The organism is Ramlibacter sp. bp-362, assembly GCF_054956735.1.
Window position 1 is genome coordinate 66,454 of sequence record NZ_JBUDXE010000001.1, and the last position, 18,457, is coordinate 84,910.

An 18,457-nucleotide genomic window follows, 5' to 3' on the forward strand; every position below is an offset into this window, starting at 1 on the left:
TCCCTCAGTTCCTCTGCGCGGCCACGTCCGTGGTGGCCACGCCCCTCAGCTTCACCGCGTACCCGTCGCGGTGGCGCAGGTCCGCCGTCACCAGCGCCTCGGGCTTGCGCCCGTACTTCGCCGTCACCTGCGTGAGCGTGCGCGCGAAGCGCTGGCCGCGGGCCAGCACCTCCTCCGTCGCGCCGCGCCCCAGTTCCACGGTGGCCCCGCTGTCCAGGTGCAGGGTCCAGCCGCCGCGGCCGGTCAGCTCCACTTCCTCGATCGCCAGTTCCAGCGGCTCCAGCAGCGGCTCGAGCCCGCGGTACATCGCCAGCACCTCGGCCGACGTGCCGTCCGGGCCGGCGAGGCGCGGCAGGTCTTCCTGCTCCACGTCGCCGGGATTGGCCTCGAACACCTCGCCGTAGGTGTTGACCAGGCGCGACTCCGCGTCGGCGCCCCAGAAGGCGACGGCGTGGTGTTCCTGCAGCCGCACGCGCAGCTTGTTGGGGAACTGCCGCTGCACGACCGCGCGCCGCACCCAGGGGACGGCCTCGAAGGCCTCGCGGGCCTTCTCCAGGTCCACGGTGAAGAAGTTGCCGGCCAGCCGCGGCGCCACGTTGGCCCGCAGCGTCGCCGCGCTGTTGTGCGCCACCTCGCCCTGCACCACGATGCCGCCCAGCGCGAAGGCCGGGTGGCGCAACGCCCACCAGGCGAGCGCCGCCACCAGCAGCAGGCCGCAGGCGGCGAACAGCACCGTGGCGGTGATGTTCATCAGCCTCACGTCCGGCGGCAGCGGCAGCGCCTTCTTCTTCATGCGGCGGCGTCTCCCGGCTGGTCCAGCGTGGCGTCGGCCAGCAGTTGCAGGCACAGGTCCTCGTAGCTGATGCCGGCGGCGCGCGCCGACATCGGCACCAGCGAGTGGCCGGTCATGCCGGGCGAGGTGTTGATCTCCAGCAGCGAGGGCTGGCGGGTCTTCGCGTCGATCATGACGTCGATGCGCCCCCAGCCGCGGCAGCCCAGCACGCGGTACGCCTTCACCACCAGCTCCTGGATCGCCGCCTCCTCGCCTTCCGGCAGGCCGCAGGGCACCAGGTACTTGGTGTCATCGGTGAAGTACTTGTTCTGGTAGTCGTAGTTGCCTTCCGGCGCCACGATGCGGATCACCGGCAGCGCCCGCGCGCCCTCCCCCGTGCCGAGGATGGGACAGGTCACCTCGTCGCCGGCGACGAACTGCTCGCACAGCACGTCGGCGTCGAGCGCCGCGGCGGCGTCGACGGCCGCCTGCATTTCCGAATAGCCCTGGACCTTGGCCACTCCGATCGAGGAGCCCTCGCGCGCCGGCTTCACGATCAGCGGCAGGCCCAGTTCATCGGGGATGGCGATCACCTCCTCGCGCTGGTAGGCGCCGCGGTGCAGCAGCTTGTAGCGCGGCGTCGGGATGCCCTCGGCCAGCCACACGCGCTTGGTCATCACCTTGTCGATGGAGATCGCCGAGGCCATGACGCCGGAGCCGGTGTAGGGGATGCCCAGCAGCTCCAGCGCGCCCTGCACCGTGCCGTCCTCGCCGAAGCGGCCGTGCAGCGCGATGAAGCAGCGCTGGAAGCCCTTGCGCTTCAGCTCCGACAGCGGCCGCTCGGCCGGGTCGAAGGCGTGCGCATTCACACCCTTGGACTGCAGCGCCTTCAGCACGCCGGCCCCCGACATCAGCGAGACCTCGCGCTCGGCCGACTTGCCGCCCATGAGGACGGCGACCTTGCCGAAGGCCTTCGGGTCGGCGCTCATGACCCGCCTCCCATTTCCACCAGCTTGCCGGGCACGGCGCCGATGGAGCCGGCGCCCATGCACATCACCACGTCGCCGTCGCGCACGGTGTCCAGCACCGCCTGCGGCATCGCCGCGATGTCGCCCACGAACCGCGGCTCCACCTTGCCGGCCACGCGCACGGCGCGCGCCAGCGAGCGGCCGTCGGCCGCGACGATCGGCTCCTCGCCGGCGGAGTACACCTCCGCCAGCAGCACGGCGTCGGCGCTGCCCAGCACCTGCACGAAGTCCTCGAAGCAGTCGCGCGTGCGCGTGTAGCGGTGCGGCTGGAAGGCCAGCACGATGCGCTGGCCGGGGAAGGCGCCGCGCGCGGCGGCGAGCGTCGCGCGCATCTCGACCGGGTGGTGGCCGTAGTCCTCGATCACCGTGAACTTCCCGCCGCCCTGCGCCGCCGGCACCGGCAGCTCGCCATAGCTCTGGAAGCGGCGGCCGACGCCGCGGAATTCCGACAAGGCCTTCACGACGGCGTCGTCGGGGATGTTCAGTTCCACGGCGATCGCGATCGCGGACAGCGCGTTCAGCACGTTGTGCATGCCGACCAGGTTGAGCTTCACGTGCAGGTCGGGCAGCGTGACGCCGTTGCGCCGCTGCACCGTGAAGTGCATCTGCGGGCCCACCGCCTTCACGTCCACGGCGCGCACCTGCGCTTCGTCGCCGAAGCCGTAGGTGGTCACCGGGCACTGCACCTCCGGGATGATCGAGCGCACCGCCTCGTCCTCGTTGCACAGGATGGCCGTGCCGTAGAAGGGCATCCGGTTGAGGAAGTCCAGGAAGGCGCGCTTCAGGCGGTTGAAGTCGTGCCCGTAGGTGTCCATGTGGTCGGCGTCGATGTTCGTCACCACCGCCATCACCGGAAGCAGGTTCAGGAAGGACGCGTCCGATTCGTCCGCCTCCACCACGATGTAGTCGCCGGAACCGAGCTTGGCGTTGGCGCCGGCGCTGTTCAGGCGGCCTCCGATCACGAAGGTCGGATCCAGCCCGCCCTCGGCGAGCACGCTGGCCACCAGGCTGGTGGTGGTCGTCTTGCCGTGCGTGCCGGCGATCGCGATGCCCTGCTTCAGGCGCATCAGCTCCGCCAGCATCACGGCGCGCGGCACGATGGGGATCTTGCGCTTGCGCGCTGCCACCACCTCGGGGTTGTCCTGCTGCACGGCCGTCGAGGTCACGACGGCGTCGGCGCCGATGACGTTGGCGGCCGCGTGCCCCACGAAGGTCTGGATGCCCAGGCTCGCCAGCCGGCGCAGCGTGGGCGTGTCGGCGATGTCGGAGCCGGAGATCAGGTAGCCGAGGTTGCGCAGGACTTCGGCGATGCCGGACATCCCGGCGCCACCGACGCCGACGAAGTGAATGTGCTTGATCGCGTGTTTCATGATGCGAGGGCCTCGCAGGCGGCGACCACCTGGGCGGTCGCCTGGGTTTTTTCCATGCGCTTGGCCGCCTGCGCCTTGCGCAGCAGCTCGGTGCGATCCAGCTTCTGCAGGAGGGCGGCCAGCGCTTCGGGCGTCAGGTCGCGCTGCTGCACCAGCCAGCCGCCGCCGGCATCGACCAGGAAGCGCGCGTTGGTGGTCTGGTGGTCGTCCACCGCGTGCGGGAACGGAACGAACAGCGCCGGCGCGCCGACGGCGGCCAGCTCGGTGACGGTGCTGGCGCCGGCGCGGCAGATCACGAGGTCGGCTTCCGCGAAGGCGCCGGCCGTGTCGTCGATGAAGGGCGTGAGCTCGGCCTGCACGCCGGCGACGGCGTAGTTGTCGCGCAGTGCGTCGATCTGCTTCGCGCCGCTCTGGTGCAGCACGTAGGGCCGCTGCTCGCGCGGGATGAGCGCCAGCGCCTGCGGCACGATCTCGTTGAGCGCCTTGGCGCCCAGGCTGCCGCCCACCACCAGCACCTTCAGGGGGCCGCTGCGGCCGGCGAAGCGCTCCTCCGGCGGCGGCTGGTGCAGGAAGGCCTCGCGCAGCGGGTTGCCCACCCACTCGGCCTTCTTCAGGACGCCGGGGAAGGCGCTGTAGACGCGGTCGGCGACGCCGGCGAGCACCTTGTTGGCCAGTCCCGCCACCGAGTTCTGCTCGTGCAGCACCAGCGATTTGCCGAGGAGCACGCTCATCATGCCGGCGGGGAAGGTGATGTAGCCGCCCAGGCCCACCACCACCTGCGGCCGCACGCGTCGCACCACGCGGATGCTCTGCCAGAAGGCGCGCAGCAGCTTGAGGGGCAGCAGCGCCAGCGTCATGACGCCCTTGCCGCGCACGCCGCCGAAGTCGATGGTCTCCAGCGGGAAGCCGCGCAGCGGCACCAGCTGGCTTTCCATGCTGCCGGGCGCGCCCAGCCAGTGCACGCGCCAGCCGCGCGCGCGCAGGGCTTCGGCCACGGCCAGCCCCGGGAAGATGTGGCCACCCGTGCCGCCCGCCATGACGAGTGCGCAGCGCTCGCTCATTTGCGGCCTCCGCGCATCAGCGTCCTGTTTTCGTAGTCGATGCGCAGCACCACCGCGATCGCCACCACGTTCATCAGGACCGCCGAGCCGCCGTAGCTCATGAGCGGCAGGGTCAGGCCCTTGGTCGGCAGTGCGCCCAGGTTCACGCCCATGTTGATGAAGGCCTGGAAGCCGATCCAGATGCCCACGCCCTGCGCCACCAGGCCCGCGAACACGCGGTCCAGCGCGATCGCCTGGCGGCCGATGTGCATGATGCGGCGGGTCATCCAGAGGAACAGGCCGATCAGCGTGACCACGCCGACCAGGCCGAACTCCTCGCCGATCACGGCCAGCAGGAAGTCGGTGTGCGCCTCGGGCAGCCAGTGCAGCTTCTCGACGCTGCCGCCCAGGCCGACGCCGAAGATCTCGCCGCGGCCGATCGCGATCAGCGAATGCGACAGCTGGTAGCCCTTGCCCAGCGCGTGCTTCTCGCTCCAGGGGTCGAGGTAGGCGAAGATGCGCTCGCGCCGCCAGTCCGACAGCGCGATCATCAGCACGAACGCGATGGTGATCACCGTCGCGATCAGGAGGAACATGCGGGCGTTCACGCCGCCCAGGAACAGGATGCCCATGGCGATCACGGCGATCACCATGAAGGCGCCCATGTCGGGCTCGGCCAGCAGCAGCACGCCGACGAAGGCCATGGCCGCCGCCATCGGCAGCACGGCGCGGAAGAAGCGCTCCTTCACCTCCATCTTGCGCACCATGTAGTCGGCGGCGTAGAGCAGCGCGGCGAACTTGGCGAGCTCGGAAGGCTGGAAGGAGATCGGGCCCAGGCCGATCCAGCGGCGCGCGCCGTTGACGCCCTTGCCGATGTGCGGGATCAGCACGATCACCAGCAGCACCAGCGCGGCGACGAACAGCCAGGGCGCCACGCGCTCCCAGGTCTCCATCTTCACCTGGAAGGCCAGCAGGCCGGCGGCGAAGGACAGCGCCAGGAACAGCGCGTGGCGCGTGAGGAAATAGGTGTGGGCGTAGCGGCCGAAGCGCGGGTTGTCCGGCAGCGCGATGGAGGCGGAATAGACCATCACCAGGCCCCAGGCGAGCAGCGCCACGGTGACCCACAGGAGCGCGGGGTCGAAGGCCGGGATGCGCGTGTCCAGGCGCGACGGCGCGGGAGTCCAGGAAGTGCCAGGCTGCGATGGATTGCGGCGCAAGGCCGCAATGACACGGGAGAGGGACAGATTCACGCTTCTCCCCCTTGCACCATCTGGCCCGCCTCGTCCGCCAGCGCCTGCACGGCGGCGCGGAACACCTCGGCGCGGTGCGGGTAGTTGCGGAACATGTCGAAGCTGGCGCAGGCCGGCGACATCAGCACGGCGTCCCCCGCATGGGCACGCTGCGTCGCGAGCTTCACGGCTTCTTCCATGCTGCCCGCATCGACCAGCGGCACGCCGGTGGATTCGAGCACGGCGCGCACCAGCGGACCGTCGCGGCCGATCAGCACGGCGGCGCGCGCGAAGCGCGCCACGGGGGCGGCCAGCGGCGAGAAGTCCTGGCCCTTGCCGTCGCCGCCCAGGATCACGACCAGCCGGCGCTCGGCGCCCAGGCCCTGCAGAGCGGCGACCGTCGCGCCGACGTTGGTGCCCTTGCTGTCGTCGAAGTACTCGACGTCGTTCACGATGCCCACCGGCTCCACGCGGTGCGGCTCGCCGCGGTACTCGCGCAGTCCGTACAGCATGGGCGCGAGCTGGCAGCCGGCGGAGGTGGCCAGCGCCAGCGCGGCCAGCGCATTGATCGCGTTGTGGCGGCCGCGGATGCGCAGCGCGTCGGCCGGCATCAGGCGCTGCAGGTGGATCTCCTCCTCGGCGTCCTTCCTGCGCTTCTCGGTCTCGTCGGCTTCGTGCGCGCGCACCAGCCAGGCCATCCCGTGCACGACCTCCAGGCCGAAGTCGCCCGGGCGCTTGGGCAGGTCGCCGCCGAAGGTGACATGGGGGCGCTGCTCGTACTTCCCGCCCTTGAGCCGCACCGGCTCGGGCAGCATCCTCATCACCAGCGGATCCTCGCGATTGAGGACCATCACGCCCTGCGTGCCGAAGACGCGCGACTTGGCTTCGGCATAGGCCTCCATCGTCCCGTGCCAGTCCAGGTGGTCCTGGGAGATGTTCAGCACCGTGGCGGCGGTCGGCTCGAAGCCGGTGACGCCATCGAGCTGGAAGCTGGAAAGCTCCAGCACCCACACCTGCGGCAGCGAGCCGGCTTCCTGCCGGGACGCCAGGGTGTCGAGCAGCGTCGGGCCGATGTTGCCGGCGACCGCGACGGTCTTGCCGCTGCGCTCCACCAGCTGGCCCGTGAGCGCCGTCACCGTCGTCTTGCCGTTGGTGCCGGTCACGGCCAGCACGGCCGGGTGGTAGCCGTCGGCCTGCTTCATCGCGGCGAGCGCGTCGGCGAACAGGCCCAGTTCGCCGCGCACGGCGATGCCGCGTTCGCGCGCGGCATCCACCACGGGCGCCACCTGGTCCGGCGTGAGCCCCGGGCTGCGCAGCACGAGCTGCTGGCCTTCCAGCAGCTCCGCCGAGAACGCACCGGCGACGAAGCGCGCGCCGGGCACGGATTCCTGCAACTCGCCCAGCTGCGGCGGCGCCTCGCGCGTGTCGGCGACCGTCACCCGGGCGCCATGGCGCGCGCACCAGCGGGCCATGGCGAGCCCCGAGGCGCCGCAGCCGAGCACGAGGACGGGTTGGTCGCGCAGTTGTTCCATCACCGCAGCTTCAACGTGGACAGGCCGACCAGGCACAGCAGCATCGTGATGATCCAGAAGCGGACCACGACCTGCGTCTCCTTCCAGCCGGTCTTCTCGAAATGGTGGTGCAGCGGCGCCATCAGCAGGATGCGCCGGCCGGTGCCGTAGCGGCGCTTGGTGTACTTGAAGTACATCACCTGCACCATCACGGACACGGCTTCCACCACGAAGATGCCGCCCATGATGGCCAGCACGATCTCCTGGCGCACGATCACGGCGATCGTGCCCAGCGCGCCGCCCAGCGCGAGCGCGCCGACGTCGCCCATGAAGACCTGGGCCGGGTGGGCGTTGAACCACAGGAAGGCGAGGCCCGCGCCCGCCACCGCGGCGCAGAAGATCAGCAGCTCGCCGGAGCCGGGGATGTAGGGCAGCAGCAGGTACTTGGAGAACACCGAGCTGCCGGTGACGTACGCGAACACGCCCAGCGCCGATCCGACCATCACCACCGGCATGATCGCCAGGCCGTCGAGGCCGTCGGTGAGGTTCACGGCGTTGCTGGAGCCCACGATGACGAGGTAGGTGAGGATCACGAAGCCGAACACGCCCAGCGGATAGCTCACTTCCTTGAAGAAGGGCACCAGCAGGCCGGCCTTGGGCGGCAGGTCCAGGTCGAAGCCGGACGCGACCCAGCGGAAGAACAGTTCCAGCACGCGCGTGTTGGAGCTCTCCGAGATGCTGAACACGAGGTACAGCGCCGCGACCAGCCCGATCACCGACTGCCAGAAGTACTTCTCGCGCGAACGCATCCCTTCCGGGTCCTTGTTGACGACCTTGCGCCAGTCGTCCACCCAGCCGATCGCGCCGAAGCCGAGCGTCACCAGCATCACGATCCAGACGAAGCGGTTGCTCCAGTCGAACCACAGCAACGTGGAGACCGAGATCGAGATCAGGATCAGCACGCCGCCCATGGTGGGCGTGCCGCTCTTCTGCAGGTGCGTCTGCATCGCGTACTCGCGCACCGGCTGGCCGATCTTCAGCGCGGCCAGGCGGCGGATCACCCACGGGCCCGCGATGATGCCGATCAGCAGCGCCGTCATGGCGGCCATGACCGCGCGGAAGGTGAGGTACTGGAAGACGCGGAAGAAGCCGAACTCGTGGCCGTGACTCTGCATCCAGGCGGCGAGGCTAACGAGCATCGGGATTCTCCTTCCGTTGTTCTTGCGCGAGGGCCGTGATCGCCTCCACCACCCGTTCCATCTTCATGAAGCGCGAGCCCTTCACCAGCACGCTCTCGCTGCCGGCCAGCGCCGCGCGCACGGCCTCGTTCAGCGCGTCGACGTCGGCGAAGTGCCGCCCCTGCATCGCCTGCGCCTGCGCGCCCAGCGTGAACAGCTGCTCGATGCCGCGCTCGCGCGCATAGGCGCCGACTTCGGCGTGGAAGGCCGGCCCCTGGTCGCCGACCTCGCCCATGTCGCCCAGCACCAGCAGGCGCGGCCCGGGCAGTTCCGCCAGCACGTCGATCGCGGCGCGCACGGAATCGGGGTTCGCGTTGTAGGTGTCGTCGACGAGGGTGAGGGTGCGCGCGCCGAGCTTCACGGCCAGGGCGCGCGAGCGGCCCTTCACCGGCTCGAAGCTTTCCAGCCCGCGGGCGACGGCTTCCGTCGGCACGCCCGCGGCCAGCGCGCAGGCCGCCGCGGCCAGCGCGTTGCGCACGTTGTGGCGGCCGGCGATATGGAGTCGGAACCCGAGGGCACCGGCGGGCGTCTGCGCCCGCACGTCCCAATGTCCCTGTTGCCATTCAGACCCGGCCAGAAAGAGGTCGGCGCCGCTTTCGCGGTCGTCGCCGAAGGTGAGGCAGGCGCGCGCCTCCGCCAGCCCCGTCCACAGCATGGTGAAGGGGTCCCCGGCGGGGAACACGGCGACGCCGTTGCGGGGCAGCGCCGCGAACACGCTGCCGTTCTCCCGCGCCACGGCTTCCACCGTGGCCATGAATTCCTGGTGCTCGCGCTGGGCGTTGTTCACCAGCGCCACCGTGGGCTCGGCGATCTGCGCGAGGTAGCCGATCTCGCCGGGATGGTTCATCCCCAGTTCGATCACGCCGATGCGGTGCTCCGCGCGCAGGCGCAGCAGCGTGAGCGGCAGGCCGATGTCGTTGTTCAGGTTGCCCTGCGTCGCGAGGTGCGCCTCGGGCTGCCAGGCGCGCAGGATGGACGCGATCATCTGCGTCACCGTCGTCTTGCCGTTGCTGCCGGTGACCGCGACGAGGGGCAGCGCGAACTGGCGGCGCCAGGCCTGGGCGAGGCGGCCGAGCGCGAGCTTGCTGTCGTCCACCTCGATGCCGGGCATGCCGGGCGGCAGGCGGCCGGGCTGCGCGATCGCCGCGACGGCGCCCTTGGCGCGGGCGTCGGCGAGGAAGTCGTTGGCGTCGAAGCGCTCGCCCTTCAGCGCGACGAAGAGGTCGCCGGGCTGGAGGGTGCGGGTGTCGGTGTGGACGCGCTGGATCGCCACCTTGCCGTCGCCGACGAGGCGGCCGGAGGTCCAGGTGGCGGCCTGGGCGAGGTCGAACATCGTGGTACTCATGCGCCCTCACCCCGGCCCTCTCCCGCGCGCGGGAGAGGGTGAGCTTGCAGCGCGGCCAGGGCGTGGGCCTGGTCGCTGAACTTGTGCTTCACGCCGCCGATCTCCTGGTAGTCCTCGTGGCCCTTGCCGGCGATGAGGATGACGTCGGCGGGCCTGGCCTGGGCCACGGTCTCGGCGATGGCCAGGGCGCGGTCGGCCTGCACTTCCACGCTGTCGCGGTGCGACAGGCCCAGCAGGATCTGGCTGATGATGGCCTCCGGTTTCTCCGTGCGCGGGTTGTCGCTGGTGACCACCACGCGGTCCGCGTTCTTCTCGGCGACGGCCGCCATCAGGGGGCGCTTGGTGGAATCGCGGTCGCCGCCGCAGCCGAACACGCACCACAGCTGGCCGCCGCGCTGCTGCGCGAGCGGACGCAGCGCCTCGAGCCCCTTCTCCAGCGCGTCGGGCGTGTGCGCGTAGTCGACCGCCACGAGCGGCCGGCCCTCCACGTGCAGCCGCTCCATGCGGCCCGGCACCGGCAGCAGGTCGGCGCACGCCGCCACCGCCGAGGCGAGCGGCACGCCGATGGCGCGCATGATGCCGACCACGCCCAGCAGGTTGGACACGTTGTACTGGCCGATCAGCTGCGTCTGCAGCACATGCTGCTCGCCGCCCTCGGCGATGACGAAGCGCAGGCCCTGGGCGGTGTAGCCGATCTCGCGCGCCTGCAGGCGCGCATCGCGCACGCAGGACACCGTCCAGACGTCGACCGGGCCGCCGTGCAGGCGCGCCTGCAGCAGGTCGCCCTTCTCGTCGTCCACGTTCAGCACCGCCGCCTGCAGGTCCGGCCAGTCGAACAGCTCCTGCTTCGCCGCCCAGTACTCCTCCATCGAACCGTGGTAGTCCAGGTGGTCCTGCGTGAAGTTGGTGAAGGCGGCGACGCGGATGCGCGTGCCGTCCAGGCGCCGCTCGACGATGCCGATGGACGAGGCCTCGATCGCGCAGGCCTGCGCGCCTTCGGCCACGAAGCGCCGGAAGTGCCGCTGCAGCAGCACCGGGTCGGGCGTCGTGAGCCCCGTGTGCTCCACGTGCGGGGGCCGGCCGATGCCCAGCGTGCCCACCAGCCCGCAGGGCCGCGCCTGCGGTTTCAGGTTGGTGAGCGCCTGCGCCAGCCACCAGGCCGTGGAGGTCTTGCCGTTGGTGCCGGTCACCGCGAGGACGTCGAGCTCGTGGCTCGGCGCGCCGTAGAACAGCGCGCCGATGGGTCCCGTCGCGGCCTTCAGGCCTTCGTAGGCGGCCACCGCGTCGCCGCTGAAGGAGTAGGCCTCGCTGCCGGCCGCCTCGACCAGGCAGGCGACGGCGCCCTGCTGCAGCGCGGTCGGCACGAACTTGCGGCCGTCGGTGGCGGCGCCCGGCCAGGCGATGAAGCCGTCGCCGGGGCCGGCCTTGCGGCTGTCGCAGTGCACTTCGCCCGTCACGCGCGAACGCAGCCACGCGGCGGCTTCCTGGGGGGTGCGCAGCAGCCGCATCAGAACGACTCCTCCACCGCGTCGACCACGATCTGCGGCTTCACGTTCATGTCCGGCTGCACGCCCAGCATGCGCAGCGTCTGCTGCACGGTGGCGCTGAACACCGGGGCGGCGACGTCGCCGCCGTAGTAGCGGCCGGCGCTCGGCTCGTCCACCATCACCGCCACGACGATGCGCGGCTGGTCGATCGGCGCGATGCCGACGAACACGCTGCGGTACTTGTCCCGGGCATAGCCGCGGCCTTCCTGCTTGTAGGCGGTGCCGGTCTTGCCGCCCACCGAGTAGCCCATGGTCTGCGCGCGCGGCGCCGTGCCGCCGTTCAGGGTGACGAGGTGCAGCATCTGGCGCATCTGCCGCGCCGTGGACGGCTTGAGCACGCGCACGCCCGGCGCCGGCACGTCCGACTTCATCAGCGTGAGCGGGATCAGTTCGCCGTCGCGCGCGAACACCGTGTAGGCGCGCGCCAGCTGGAACAGGCTGGTCGACAGGCCGTAGCCGTAGCTCATGGTCGCCTGCTCGATGGGCCGCCAGCTTTTCCAGGGGCGCAGCTTGCCGCTCACCACCCCGGGGAAGTGCACCTGCGGCCGCTGGCCCAGGCCGACCTGCGTGTACAGGTCCCACATCTCGCGCGGCTGCAGCTGCATCGCCAGCTTCACGGTGCCGACGTTGCTGGACTTCTGGATCACCTCGGCCACCGTCAGGTCGCCGTGCGGATGCGAGTCGCTGATCGTCGAGCCGCTGATCGTCATGCGCCCGGGCGCCGTCGGGATCACGGTCGTGGACTTCGCGAGGCCCTTTTCCAGCGCCAGCGACACCACCAGCGGCTTCATCGTGGAGCCGGGCTCGAACGTGTCGGTGAGCGCGCGGTTGCGCAGCTGCGCGCCGGTGAGGTTCTGGCGGTTCGAGGGCGAGTAGCTCGGGTAGTTCGCCAGCGCCAGCACTTCGCCGGTGCGGGCGTCGAGCACCACCACGCTGCCGGCCTTGGCCTTGTTCGCGACCACGGCCTCGCGCAGCTTCTGGTAGGCGAAGAACTGCACCTTGCTGTCGATGGACAGCTGCAGGTCCTTGCCGTCCACCGGCAGGATCTGCTGGCCGACGTCCTCGACGATGTGGCCCAGGCGGTCCTTGATCACGTGGCGCAGGCCCGGCTTGCCGGCCAGTTCCTTGTTGAAGGCGAGCTCCACGCCTTCCTGGCCCTTGTCCTCCACGCTGGTGAAGCCGACGATGTGCGCGGCCGCCTCGCCCTCGGGATACTGGCGCCGGTATTCCTTGCGCTGGAAGATGCCTTTCAGATCCAGGGCGGCGATCTTGCGGGCCGTGGCGTCGTCCACCTGGCGCTTGAGCCAGACGAAGTTGCGGTCCTGGTCCTCGAGCTTCGCCATCAGCTCCGACAGCGGCATGTCCAGCAGCTTCGCCAGCTGCGCGAGCTTTTTCGTGTCGCGCTCGACGTCCTCGGGGCTGGCCCAGATGCTGGGCACCGGCACGCTGGTGGCGAGCAGCAGGCCGTTGCGGTCGAAGATGCGGCCGCGGTTGGCCGGCAGTTCCAGCGTGCGGGCGAAGCGCACCTCGCCCTGCTTGATGTAGAAGTCGTTGCCGATCACCTGCACCCAGGCGGCGCGGCCCGCCAGGCCCACGAAGGCCAGCGCGATGCCCGCGACGATCAGCTTGCTGCGCCACACGGGCGTGCGGCTGGCCAGCAGCGGCGACGAGGAGTAGGCGACCACCCGGCCCCTCATGGCTGCACCCCCGCGCCCTTGTCCTGCACGTACTGCGTGATCGCGGGCGTCGCGGCGCGCATGTGCAGCTGCTCGCGCGCGAGCCGCTCCACGCGCGCGGGCGTGGCCTGCGCGCGCTTGGCGACCTGCAGGCGCTCGTGCTCGACCTCCAGCTTGCGGAATTCGTTCTTCGCGCGCTCGATCTCGGTGTAGAGCCGGCGCGACTCGTACTGCACGCGCACGAGCACCAGCGCGCTGGCCAGCACGGCGACGAGCAGCAGGAGGTTGAGGCGGATCATGCTTGCGTCCTCTCCGCCACGCGCATGATCGCGCTGCGGGCGCGCGGGTTGGCCTGCACCTCCGCGGCCGAGGGCTTCACGCGCTCCAGGGCCTTCAGCTTCATGGGCTTGGGCGGCGCGAACGGCGCGCGCCGGTCCACCACATCGCGCGAATGCTTCGCGATGAACTGCTTGACGATCCGGTCTTCCAGCGAATGGAAGCTGATCACCACCAGGCGGCCGTGCGCATGCAACACGTCGAGACTCGCTTCTAGCGCCTCCTGCAGCTCTTCAAGCTCGGCGTTGACGAAAATCCGAAGAGCCTGAAATGTGCGCGTAGCAGGGTCCTGGCCCGGCTCGCGGGTTTTGACCGCACCAGCCACGAGCTGGGCCAGTTCGGCGGTGCCTGCAAGAGGGCCCCGCTCCTGTCGGCGAGCTGCAATCGCCTTTGCAACCTGAAAAGCAAACCGTTCTTCGCCGTAGTCACGGATCACCTCCGTCATCTGTTCCACCGACGCGGTGGCGAGCCAGTCCGCGGCGCTGGTGCCGCGCGTGGTGTCCATGCGCATGTCCAGCGGGCCGTCGGAGCGAAAGGAGAAACCGCGGGCCGGGTTGTCGATCTGCGGCGAGCTGACGCCCAGGTCCATCAGGATCCCCGTCACGCTGCCCGCCTCCAGCTCGCGGATCCCCGCGAAGCCCTGGTGGCGGATCGAGAAGCGCGGGTCCCCGATCGCGTTGGCCGCGGCCACCGCCTCCGGGTCCTTGTCGAACGCGAGCAGGCGCCCCTGCACGTCGAGGCGCGACAGCAGCAGGCGGGAGTGCCCGCCGCGGCCGAAGGTCGCGTCGACGTAGTTTCCATCCGGCTTGGTGACGAGGGCGTCGACTGCTTCGTTCAACAAGACGGTGGTGTGTTGCCATGTGCCGTCCACCGCCCGCCTTCAGAATGAAAAGTCCTGGAAGGCCTCGGGCATCTCGCCGCGCATCGCCTCGGCCTCCTTGGCCTCGTAAGTCGCCTTGTCCCAAAGTTCGAAGTAGCTGCCCATCCCCAGCAGCATCGTTTCCTTCTCGATGCCCGCCGCGGCGCGCAGCTCGGGCGAGACCAGCACGCGGCCGGTTCCGTCCAGCTCCACGTCCATCGCGTTGCCCAGGAAGATTCTCTTCCACCACTGCGCGGCCATGGGGAGCTGCGCGATGCGTTCACGAAAACTTTCCCACTCCGGGCGCGGGAAGATCATCAGGCAGCCGTGCGGATGCCGGGTGATCGTGAGCTGGTTGTTGGCCGTGGCCGCGACGACGTCACGGTGCCGGGTCGGCATGGAGAGCCGCCCCTTGGCATCGAGACTCAGCGACGACGCGCCCTGGAACACCTTGGTCAGCCCTCACTACGGTGGAAGCGCAGGACAGGAGAGTTTTCCCACTCTCTGCCACTTCATTGCACTTTTTTGCACTGTAGCAGGAAAACGCTGAGGCGCAATCCTTCCGTGGTAAGTTTTCAGCAATGAAATCAAGCACTTAGAAACGAATTCGGAGGCGCGAGGCCTCCGAAAATCGTTCCATGGCAAGGACTTAGCGAACGCTCTGAATGTGTTGCTTGAGCCCCATCACAGGATGTACCGCGACAGGTCCTCGTCACGGCTGAGTTCGCTCAGGCGCGCATCCACGTAGGCCGCGTCCACCGTCACGGCCTGGCCTTCCAGCCGCGTGGCCTCGAAGCTGACCTCGTCCAGCAGCCGCTCCATCACGGTCGAGAGCCGGCGGGCGCCGATGTTCTCGGTCCGCTCGTTCACGTCGTAGGCGATCTGCGCGAGGCGCGTGATCCCCTCCGGCGTGAACACCAGCTGCACGTTCTCGGTGGCCAGCAGCGCCTGGTACTGCTTGACCAGCGAGGCATGCGTGGACGTGAGGATCGCCTCGAAGTCCTGCACCGACAGCGAGGCCAGCTCCACCCGGATCGGGAAGCGCCCCTGCAGCTCGGGGATCAGGTCGCTCGGCTTGCTCAGGTGGAAGGCGCCGCTCGCGATGAACAGGATGTGGTCGGTGCGGATCGGCCCGTACTTGGTGGAGACGGTCGTGCCCTCCACCAGCGGCAGCAGGTCGCGCTGCACGCCCTGGCGCGAGACGTCGGCGCCGCCGGCCTCGCTGCGCGAGGCGACCTTGTCGATCTCGTCGATGAAGACGATGCCGTTCTGCTCCGCGTTCTGGATCGCGGCCGCCTTGATCTCGTCCTCGTTGACCATGGCCGCGGCTTCCTCGTCGGTCACGAGCTTCATGGCCTCGCGGATCTTCAGCTTGCGCGTCTTGCGGCGGGCGCCCCCGAACTGGCTGAACATGCCGCGCAGCTGCTCGGTCATGTCCTCCATGCCGGGCGGGCCCATGATCTCCAGCTGCGGCTTGGGCTCGGCCACGTCGATCTCGATGTCCTTGTCGTCCAGCTCGCCCTGGCGCAGCTTCTTGCGGAAGGCCTGCCGCGTGTTGCTGTCGCCCGTGTCCTCGTCGCCGCGCGCCCGCGGCAGCAGCGCGTCGAGGATGCGCTCCTCGGCGGCGTCCTCGGCGCGCGTGCGCACCTTGCGCATCTCGGCGATGCGCGTCTGCTTCACCGCCATCTCGGCGAGGTCGCGCACGATGGAGTCGACGTCCTTGCCGACGTAGCCGACCTCCGTGAACTTGGTCGCCTCCACCTTGATGAAGGGCGCGTCGGCCAGCTTGGCCAGGCGCCGCGCGATCTCCGTCTTGCCGACGCCGGTGGGGCCGATCATCAGGATGTTCTTGGGCGTGATCTCGTGGCGCAGCTTCTCGTCCACCTGCTGGCGGCGCCAGCGGTTGCGCAGCGCGATGGCCACGGCGCGCTTGGCGTCCTTCTGGCCGACGATGTGGCGATCGAGTTCGGAAACGATCTCCTGGGGCGTCATCGAGCTCATTCCAGGACCTCGATCGTGTGGTTCATGTTCGTGTAGATGCACAGCTGCCCGGCGATCTCGAGCGACTTCTTGACGATCTCCGGCGCGCCCATCTGCGTGTTGTCCAGAAGCGCCTTGGCCGCCGCCTGCGCGTAGCCGCCCCCGGAGCCGATGGCGATGATGCCCTGCTCCGGCTCCAGCACGTCGCCGTTGCCGGTGATGATCAGCGAGGACTCGCGGTCCGCGACGGCCAGCATGGCCTCGAGCCGGCGCAGCACGCGGTCGGTGCGCCAGTCCTTGGTGAGCTCGATCGCCGCGCGCACCAGGTGGCCCTGGTGCTTTTCCAGCTTGCCCTCGAAGCGCTCGAACAGCGTGAAGGCGTCGGCGGTGGCGCCGGCGAAGCCGGCGAGCACCTTGTCGTGGTAGAGCTTGCGCACCTTGCGCGCGGTGCCCTTGACGACGATGTTGCCCAGGGTGACCTGGCCGTCGCCGCCGAGCGCCACTTGCCAGCGGCCGTCGGCGCCCTGGCGCCGGACGCTGACGATGGTCGTGCCGTGAAACTGTTCCATAGTCCTTGCAGCTTGGGGTTGCGCACCCCATTGCAAGAACCCGCGGGCGCGCCTACTCGTTGCGGATGGTAATCCGCGCGTGCTCGCTGATGCCGATCACGTTGAAGAACGCGGCCACCAGGCGGTGCACGTCGGAGAACTGCACCTGCCGGCCCTCGCCCTCGCGCGCCGTCACCCAGTTGAGCAGGGTGCCGGCGGCCGTGAAGTCGATGCGCATGAGGCGGGCGCACGAGATGATCATGATGTCGGCGTCGGCCAGCTTCGCGTCCAGCAGGGCCAGCGCCTCCTTGCCGTCGCCCAGGATCTCGCCGGAGAGCTCCACGGTGGCGACGCTGGACAGCTGCGAGGTGGCTCCCTGCAGCTGCGAGTCGCCGAAGTTCATCATGCTGGAGACCACGGAGTCGCGGTAGGCCTCGCCGACGATGGTGTTGCGGCTGGCGACGCTGCCGTCCGCCTGCAGCGACTTGAAGTCGCAGCGCGCGCTGTCCCAGGAGGGCGGCGACACCTCGTAGGTGACGCAGTAGTCCAGCGCCACCAGCTCGAATTCGTCCGGCCGGTGCATCACCCGCAGCACTTCCATGCGCAGCTTCCACCAGGCGGGGTTGACTCCGCGGTCGCTGGAGGGCGTGGCCTCGCGCAGCACCCTCTCCAGCACCTCGGCGCCGATGAAGTGCAGCTGCATGCTCTGCCCCGCCCACTGCGTGAACAGCTTCGTGAGCGGCTCCACGGCGCCGTCGACGATGGAGGTGAGCTTGTTCCAGTTCAGCTTGTAGGGCTGCGTGGCGCGCCCCAGCGCGGCGTTCAGCGCCGCGGCCGTCTGCGTGCCGAACACGGCCGGGCACGTCCAGTCCGCCACGGCCTGCCCCGCGCCGGCGGCGGCGGCGGTCGCCGGCGCCTTCATGCGCGCGACGATCTCGGGCATCGAGAACCACTGCGGCGCCGAGCGGCCGAAGCGGCCGGCGAAGTCGATGGCGGCGCTTTCGAAACGCTCCTGCCAGCCGGCAGCGCGGTACAGGTCGAACAGCGTGAGCCAGGTCTCGTCGTGGTTGATGCGCGAGCCGTTCGGGGCCAGCACTTCCAGCAGGCCGGCCTCGGCGCCTTCGTTGTCGCCGTTGGCGAAGCGGATGGAGGCCTCTTCCAGCTCGGGGTCGTGCGCGAACTCCTCGACCTGGATCGCGAACTGCTTGGACGGCGAGAAGGTGCTCGGGCCGCTCGGCAGGCTGGGCGCGCCGGCGGCGGCGATCTCGCGGGCGGTCGGCTGGGCTTGCTGCGGCGGCTGCGGCGCGGGCGCCGGCACGGCGGCCGCACGCGCGGCCGGAGGCGCCATGCGGCTGCCGCCCCCCGGGGGCTGCGCGCCGGGCGCCGCCTGCGGAACGAGCCCGAGCGCCTGCGTGGTGGCGTCGGGCAGCACGGACTCCATCAGCGCGGGCGCGGGCGCCGGCGCCTGCCCTTCGGCCGGGGCGAGCTCCTGCGGCGAGGTGCGCGAATAGCTGGTGGCCGCCGGCGGGGGCGCATTGCGCATCGCCTCCGGCGGCACGTGCGCCGACATCGGGAAGCCGCTGTTGCCGCCGGCCGGCTGCTGCGAGGCGCCATGCTTGGTCTTCCACCACTGCATGGACATCTGCGCCTCGATCTCGTCGATCTTCTTCAGCGTGGTCGCGCGGTCGTCCGGCTTGGACGGCATCGAGCTCTGGAAGAACGAGGGGCGCAGGCCCGGGTCCTGCCCGGCGAGCACCTCGCTGCGGCGCATCTTGCGCAGCATGTCGAATTCGCGCTTGCGCACGAAGTCGTTGCGCCGCTTGCGCTCGATCATCTCCTTCAGCATCTGCTTGGAGTACGAGCTCTCGCGGTCGGTGTCGGTGCCCTCGTTCTCGTTCCAGTTCGAGGCGGGGCTCTTGACGAACCGCACCACCCTGGAGAGCAGGCCAGCGGGGGCGGAATCGTCTTTCTGCGCCAT

The 18,457-nt window shown here is 70.0% G+C and carries 16 protein-coding genes; all 16 read right to left on the reverse strand.

The annotated features are described in order from the left end of the window. Window positions 1-4: 4 nt before the first annotated feature. The 16 genes from ACY0MJ_RS00310 to ACY0MJ_RS00385 all read right to left on the reverse strand — a co-directional run bounded on the left by ACY0MJ_RS00310 (window position 5) and on the right by ACY0MJ_RS00385 (window position 18,457). On the reverse strand, window positions 5-793 hold the full coding sequence (locus ACY0MJ_RS00310; RefSeq protein ID WP_462636235.1) for a cell division protein FtsQ/DivIB: 789 nt from the start codon (window positions 791-793) through the stop codon (window positions 5-7). Continuing rightward, window positions 790-1,761 (reverse strand): D-alanine--D-alanine ligase, encoded by a 972-nt coding sequence (locus tag ACY0MJ_RS00315; RefSeq protein WP_462636236.1) that lies wholly within the window; start codon window positions 1,759-1,761, stop codon window positions 790-792. Before ACY0MJ_RS00315 ends, ACY0MJ_RS00310 begins: the two co-directional genes overlap by 4 nt. Continuing rightward, window positions 1,758-3,170 carry a UDP-N-acetylmuramate--L-alanine ligase gene (murC, locus tag ACY0MJ_RS00320; protein ID WP_462636237.1) on the reverse strand — a complete coding sequence of 471 codons (1,413 nt, stop codon included), beginning with the start codon at window positions 3,168-3,170 and terminating at the stop codon, window positions 1,758-1,760. Before murC ends, ACY0MJ_RS00315 begins: the two co-directional genes overlap by 4 nt. Beyond that, window positions 3,167-4,231, reverse strand: a complete 1,065-nt coding sequence (gene murG / locus ACY0MJ_RS00325; RefSeq protein ID WP_462636238.1) for an undecaprenyldiphospho-muramoylpentapeptide beta-N-acetylglucosaminyltransferase — start codon at window positions 4,229-4,231, stop codon at window positions 3,167-3,169. Before murG ends, murC begins: the two co-directional genes overlap by 4 nt. Next, window positions 4,228-5,460: a putative lipid II flippase FtsW gene (gene ftsW, locus ACY0MJ_RS00330; protein ID WP_462636239.1), complete on the reverse strand. Its 1,233-nt coding sequence runs from the start codon at window positions 5,458-5,460 to the stop codon at window positions 4,228-4,230. The genes murG and ftsW overlap by 4 nt, the downstream gene beginning before the upstream one ends. Further along, complete coding sequence (gene murD, locus ACY0MJ_RS00335; RefSeq protein WP_462636240.1) at window positions 5,457-6,971, reverse strand: UDP-N-acetylmuramoyl-L-alanine--D-glutamate ligase; 1,515 nt, start codon at window positions 6,969-6,971, stop codon at window positions 5,457-5,459. Before murD ends, ftsW begins: the two co-directional genes overlap by 4 nt. Continuing rightward, on the reverse strand, window positions 6,971-8,149 hold the full coding sequence (gene mraY / locus ACY0MJ_RS00340) for a phospho-N-acetylmuramoyl-pentapeptide-transferase (protein WP_462636241.1): 1,179 nt from the start codon (window positions 8,147-8,149) through the stop codon (window positions 6,971-6,973). Before mraY ends, murD begins: the two co-directional genes overlap by 1 nt. After that, window positions 8,139-9,533 (reverse strand): UDP-N-acetylmuramoyl-tripeptide--D-alanyl-D-alanine ligase, encoded by a 1,395-nt coding sequence (locus tag ACY0MJ_RS00345; protein WP_462636242.1) that lies wholly within the window; start codon window positions 9,531-9,533, stop codon window positions 8,139-8,141. Before ACY0MJ_RS00345 ends, mraY begins: the two co-directional genes overlap by 11 nt. Beyond that, window positions 9,530-11,041, reverse strand: coding sequence for a UDP-N-acetylmuramoyl-L-alanyl-D-glutamate--2,6-diaminopimelate ligase (locus ACY0MJ_RS00350; RefSeq protein WP_462636243.1), 1,512 nt, complete (start codon window positions 11,039-11,041; stop codon window positions 9,530-9,532). The genes ACY0MJ_RS00345 and ACY0MJ_RS00350 overlap by 4 nt, the downstream gene beginning before the upstream one ends. Beyond that, entirely contained in the window at window positions 11,041-12,777 is a 1,737-nt protein-coding gene (locus ACY0MJ_RS00355; RefSeq protein WP_462636244.1) for a peptidoglycan D,D-transpeptidase FtsI family protein, read from the reverse strand. Before ACY0MJ_RS00355 ends, ACY0MJ_RS00350 begins: the two co-directional genes overlap by 1 nt. Next, window positions 12,774-13,055 (reverse strand): cell division protein FtsL, encoded by a 282-nt coding sequence (gene ftsL, locus ACY0MJ_RS00360; protein WP_462636245.1) that lies wholly within the window; start codon window positions 13,053-13,055, stop codon window positions 12,774-12,776. The genes ACY0MJ_RS00355 and ftsL overlap by 4 nt, the downstream gene beginning before the upstream one ends. Then, window positions 13,052-13,963 carry a 16S rRNA (cytosine(1402)-N(4))-methyltransferase RsmH gene (gene rsmH / locus ACY0MJ_RS00365; RefSeq protein ID WP_462636246.1) on the reverse strand — a complete coding sequence of 304 codons (912 nt, stop codon included), beginning with the start codon at window positions 13,961-13,963 and terminating at the stop codon, window positions 13,052-13,054. The genes ftsL and rsmH overlap by 4 nt, the downstream gene beginning before the upstream one ends. A 9-nt stretch (window positions 13,964-13,972) precedes the next feature. Continuing rightward, window positions 13,973-14,401, reverse strand: a complete 429-nt coding sequence (gene mraZ / locus ACY0MJ_RS00370; protein WP_462636247.1) for a division/cell wall cluster transcriptional repressor MraZ — start codon at window positions 14,399-14,401, stop codon at window positions 13,973-13,975. A 234-nt stretch (window positions 14,402-14,635) separates the two neighbouring features. After that, window positions 14,636-15,952 carry an ATP-dependent protease ATPase subunit HslU gene (hslU, locus tag ACY0MJ_RS00375; RefSeq protein ID WP_462636248.1) on the reverse strand — a complete coding sequence of 439 codons (1,317 nt, stop codon included), beginning with the start codon at window positions 15,950-15,952 and terminating at the stop codon, window positions 14,636-14,638. After that, on the reverse strand, window positions 15,949-16,500 hold the full coding sequence (gene hslV, locus ACY0MJ_RS00380) for an ATP-dependent protease subunit HslV (protein ID WP_462636249.1): 552 nt from the start codon (window positions 16,498-16,500) through the stop codon (window positions 15,949-15,951). The genes hslU and hslV overlap by 4 nt, the downstream gene beginning before the upstream one ends. Before the next feature lie 52 nt (window positions 16,501-16,552). Next, a complete protein-coding gene (locus tag ACY0MJ_RS00385; RefSeq protein WP_462636250.1) occupies window positions 16,553-18,457 on the reverse strand; it encodes an STAS domain-containing protein in 1,905 nt (634 codons plus the stop codon).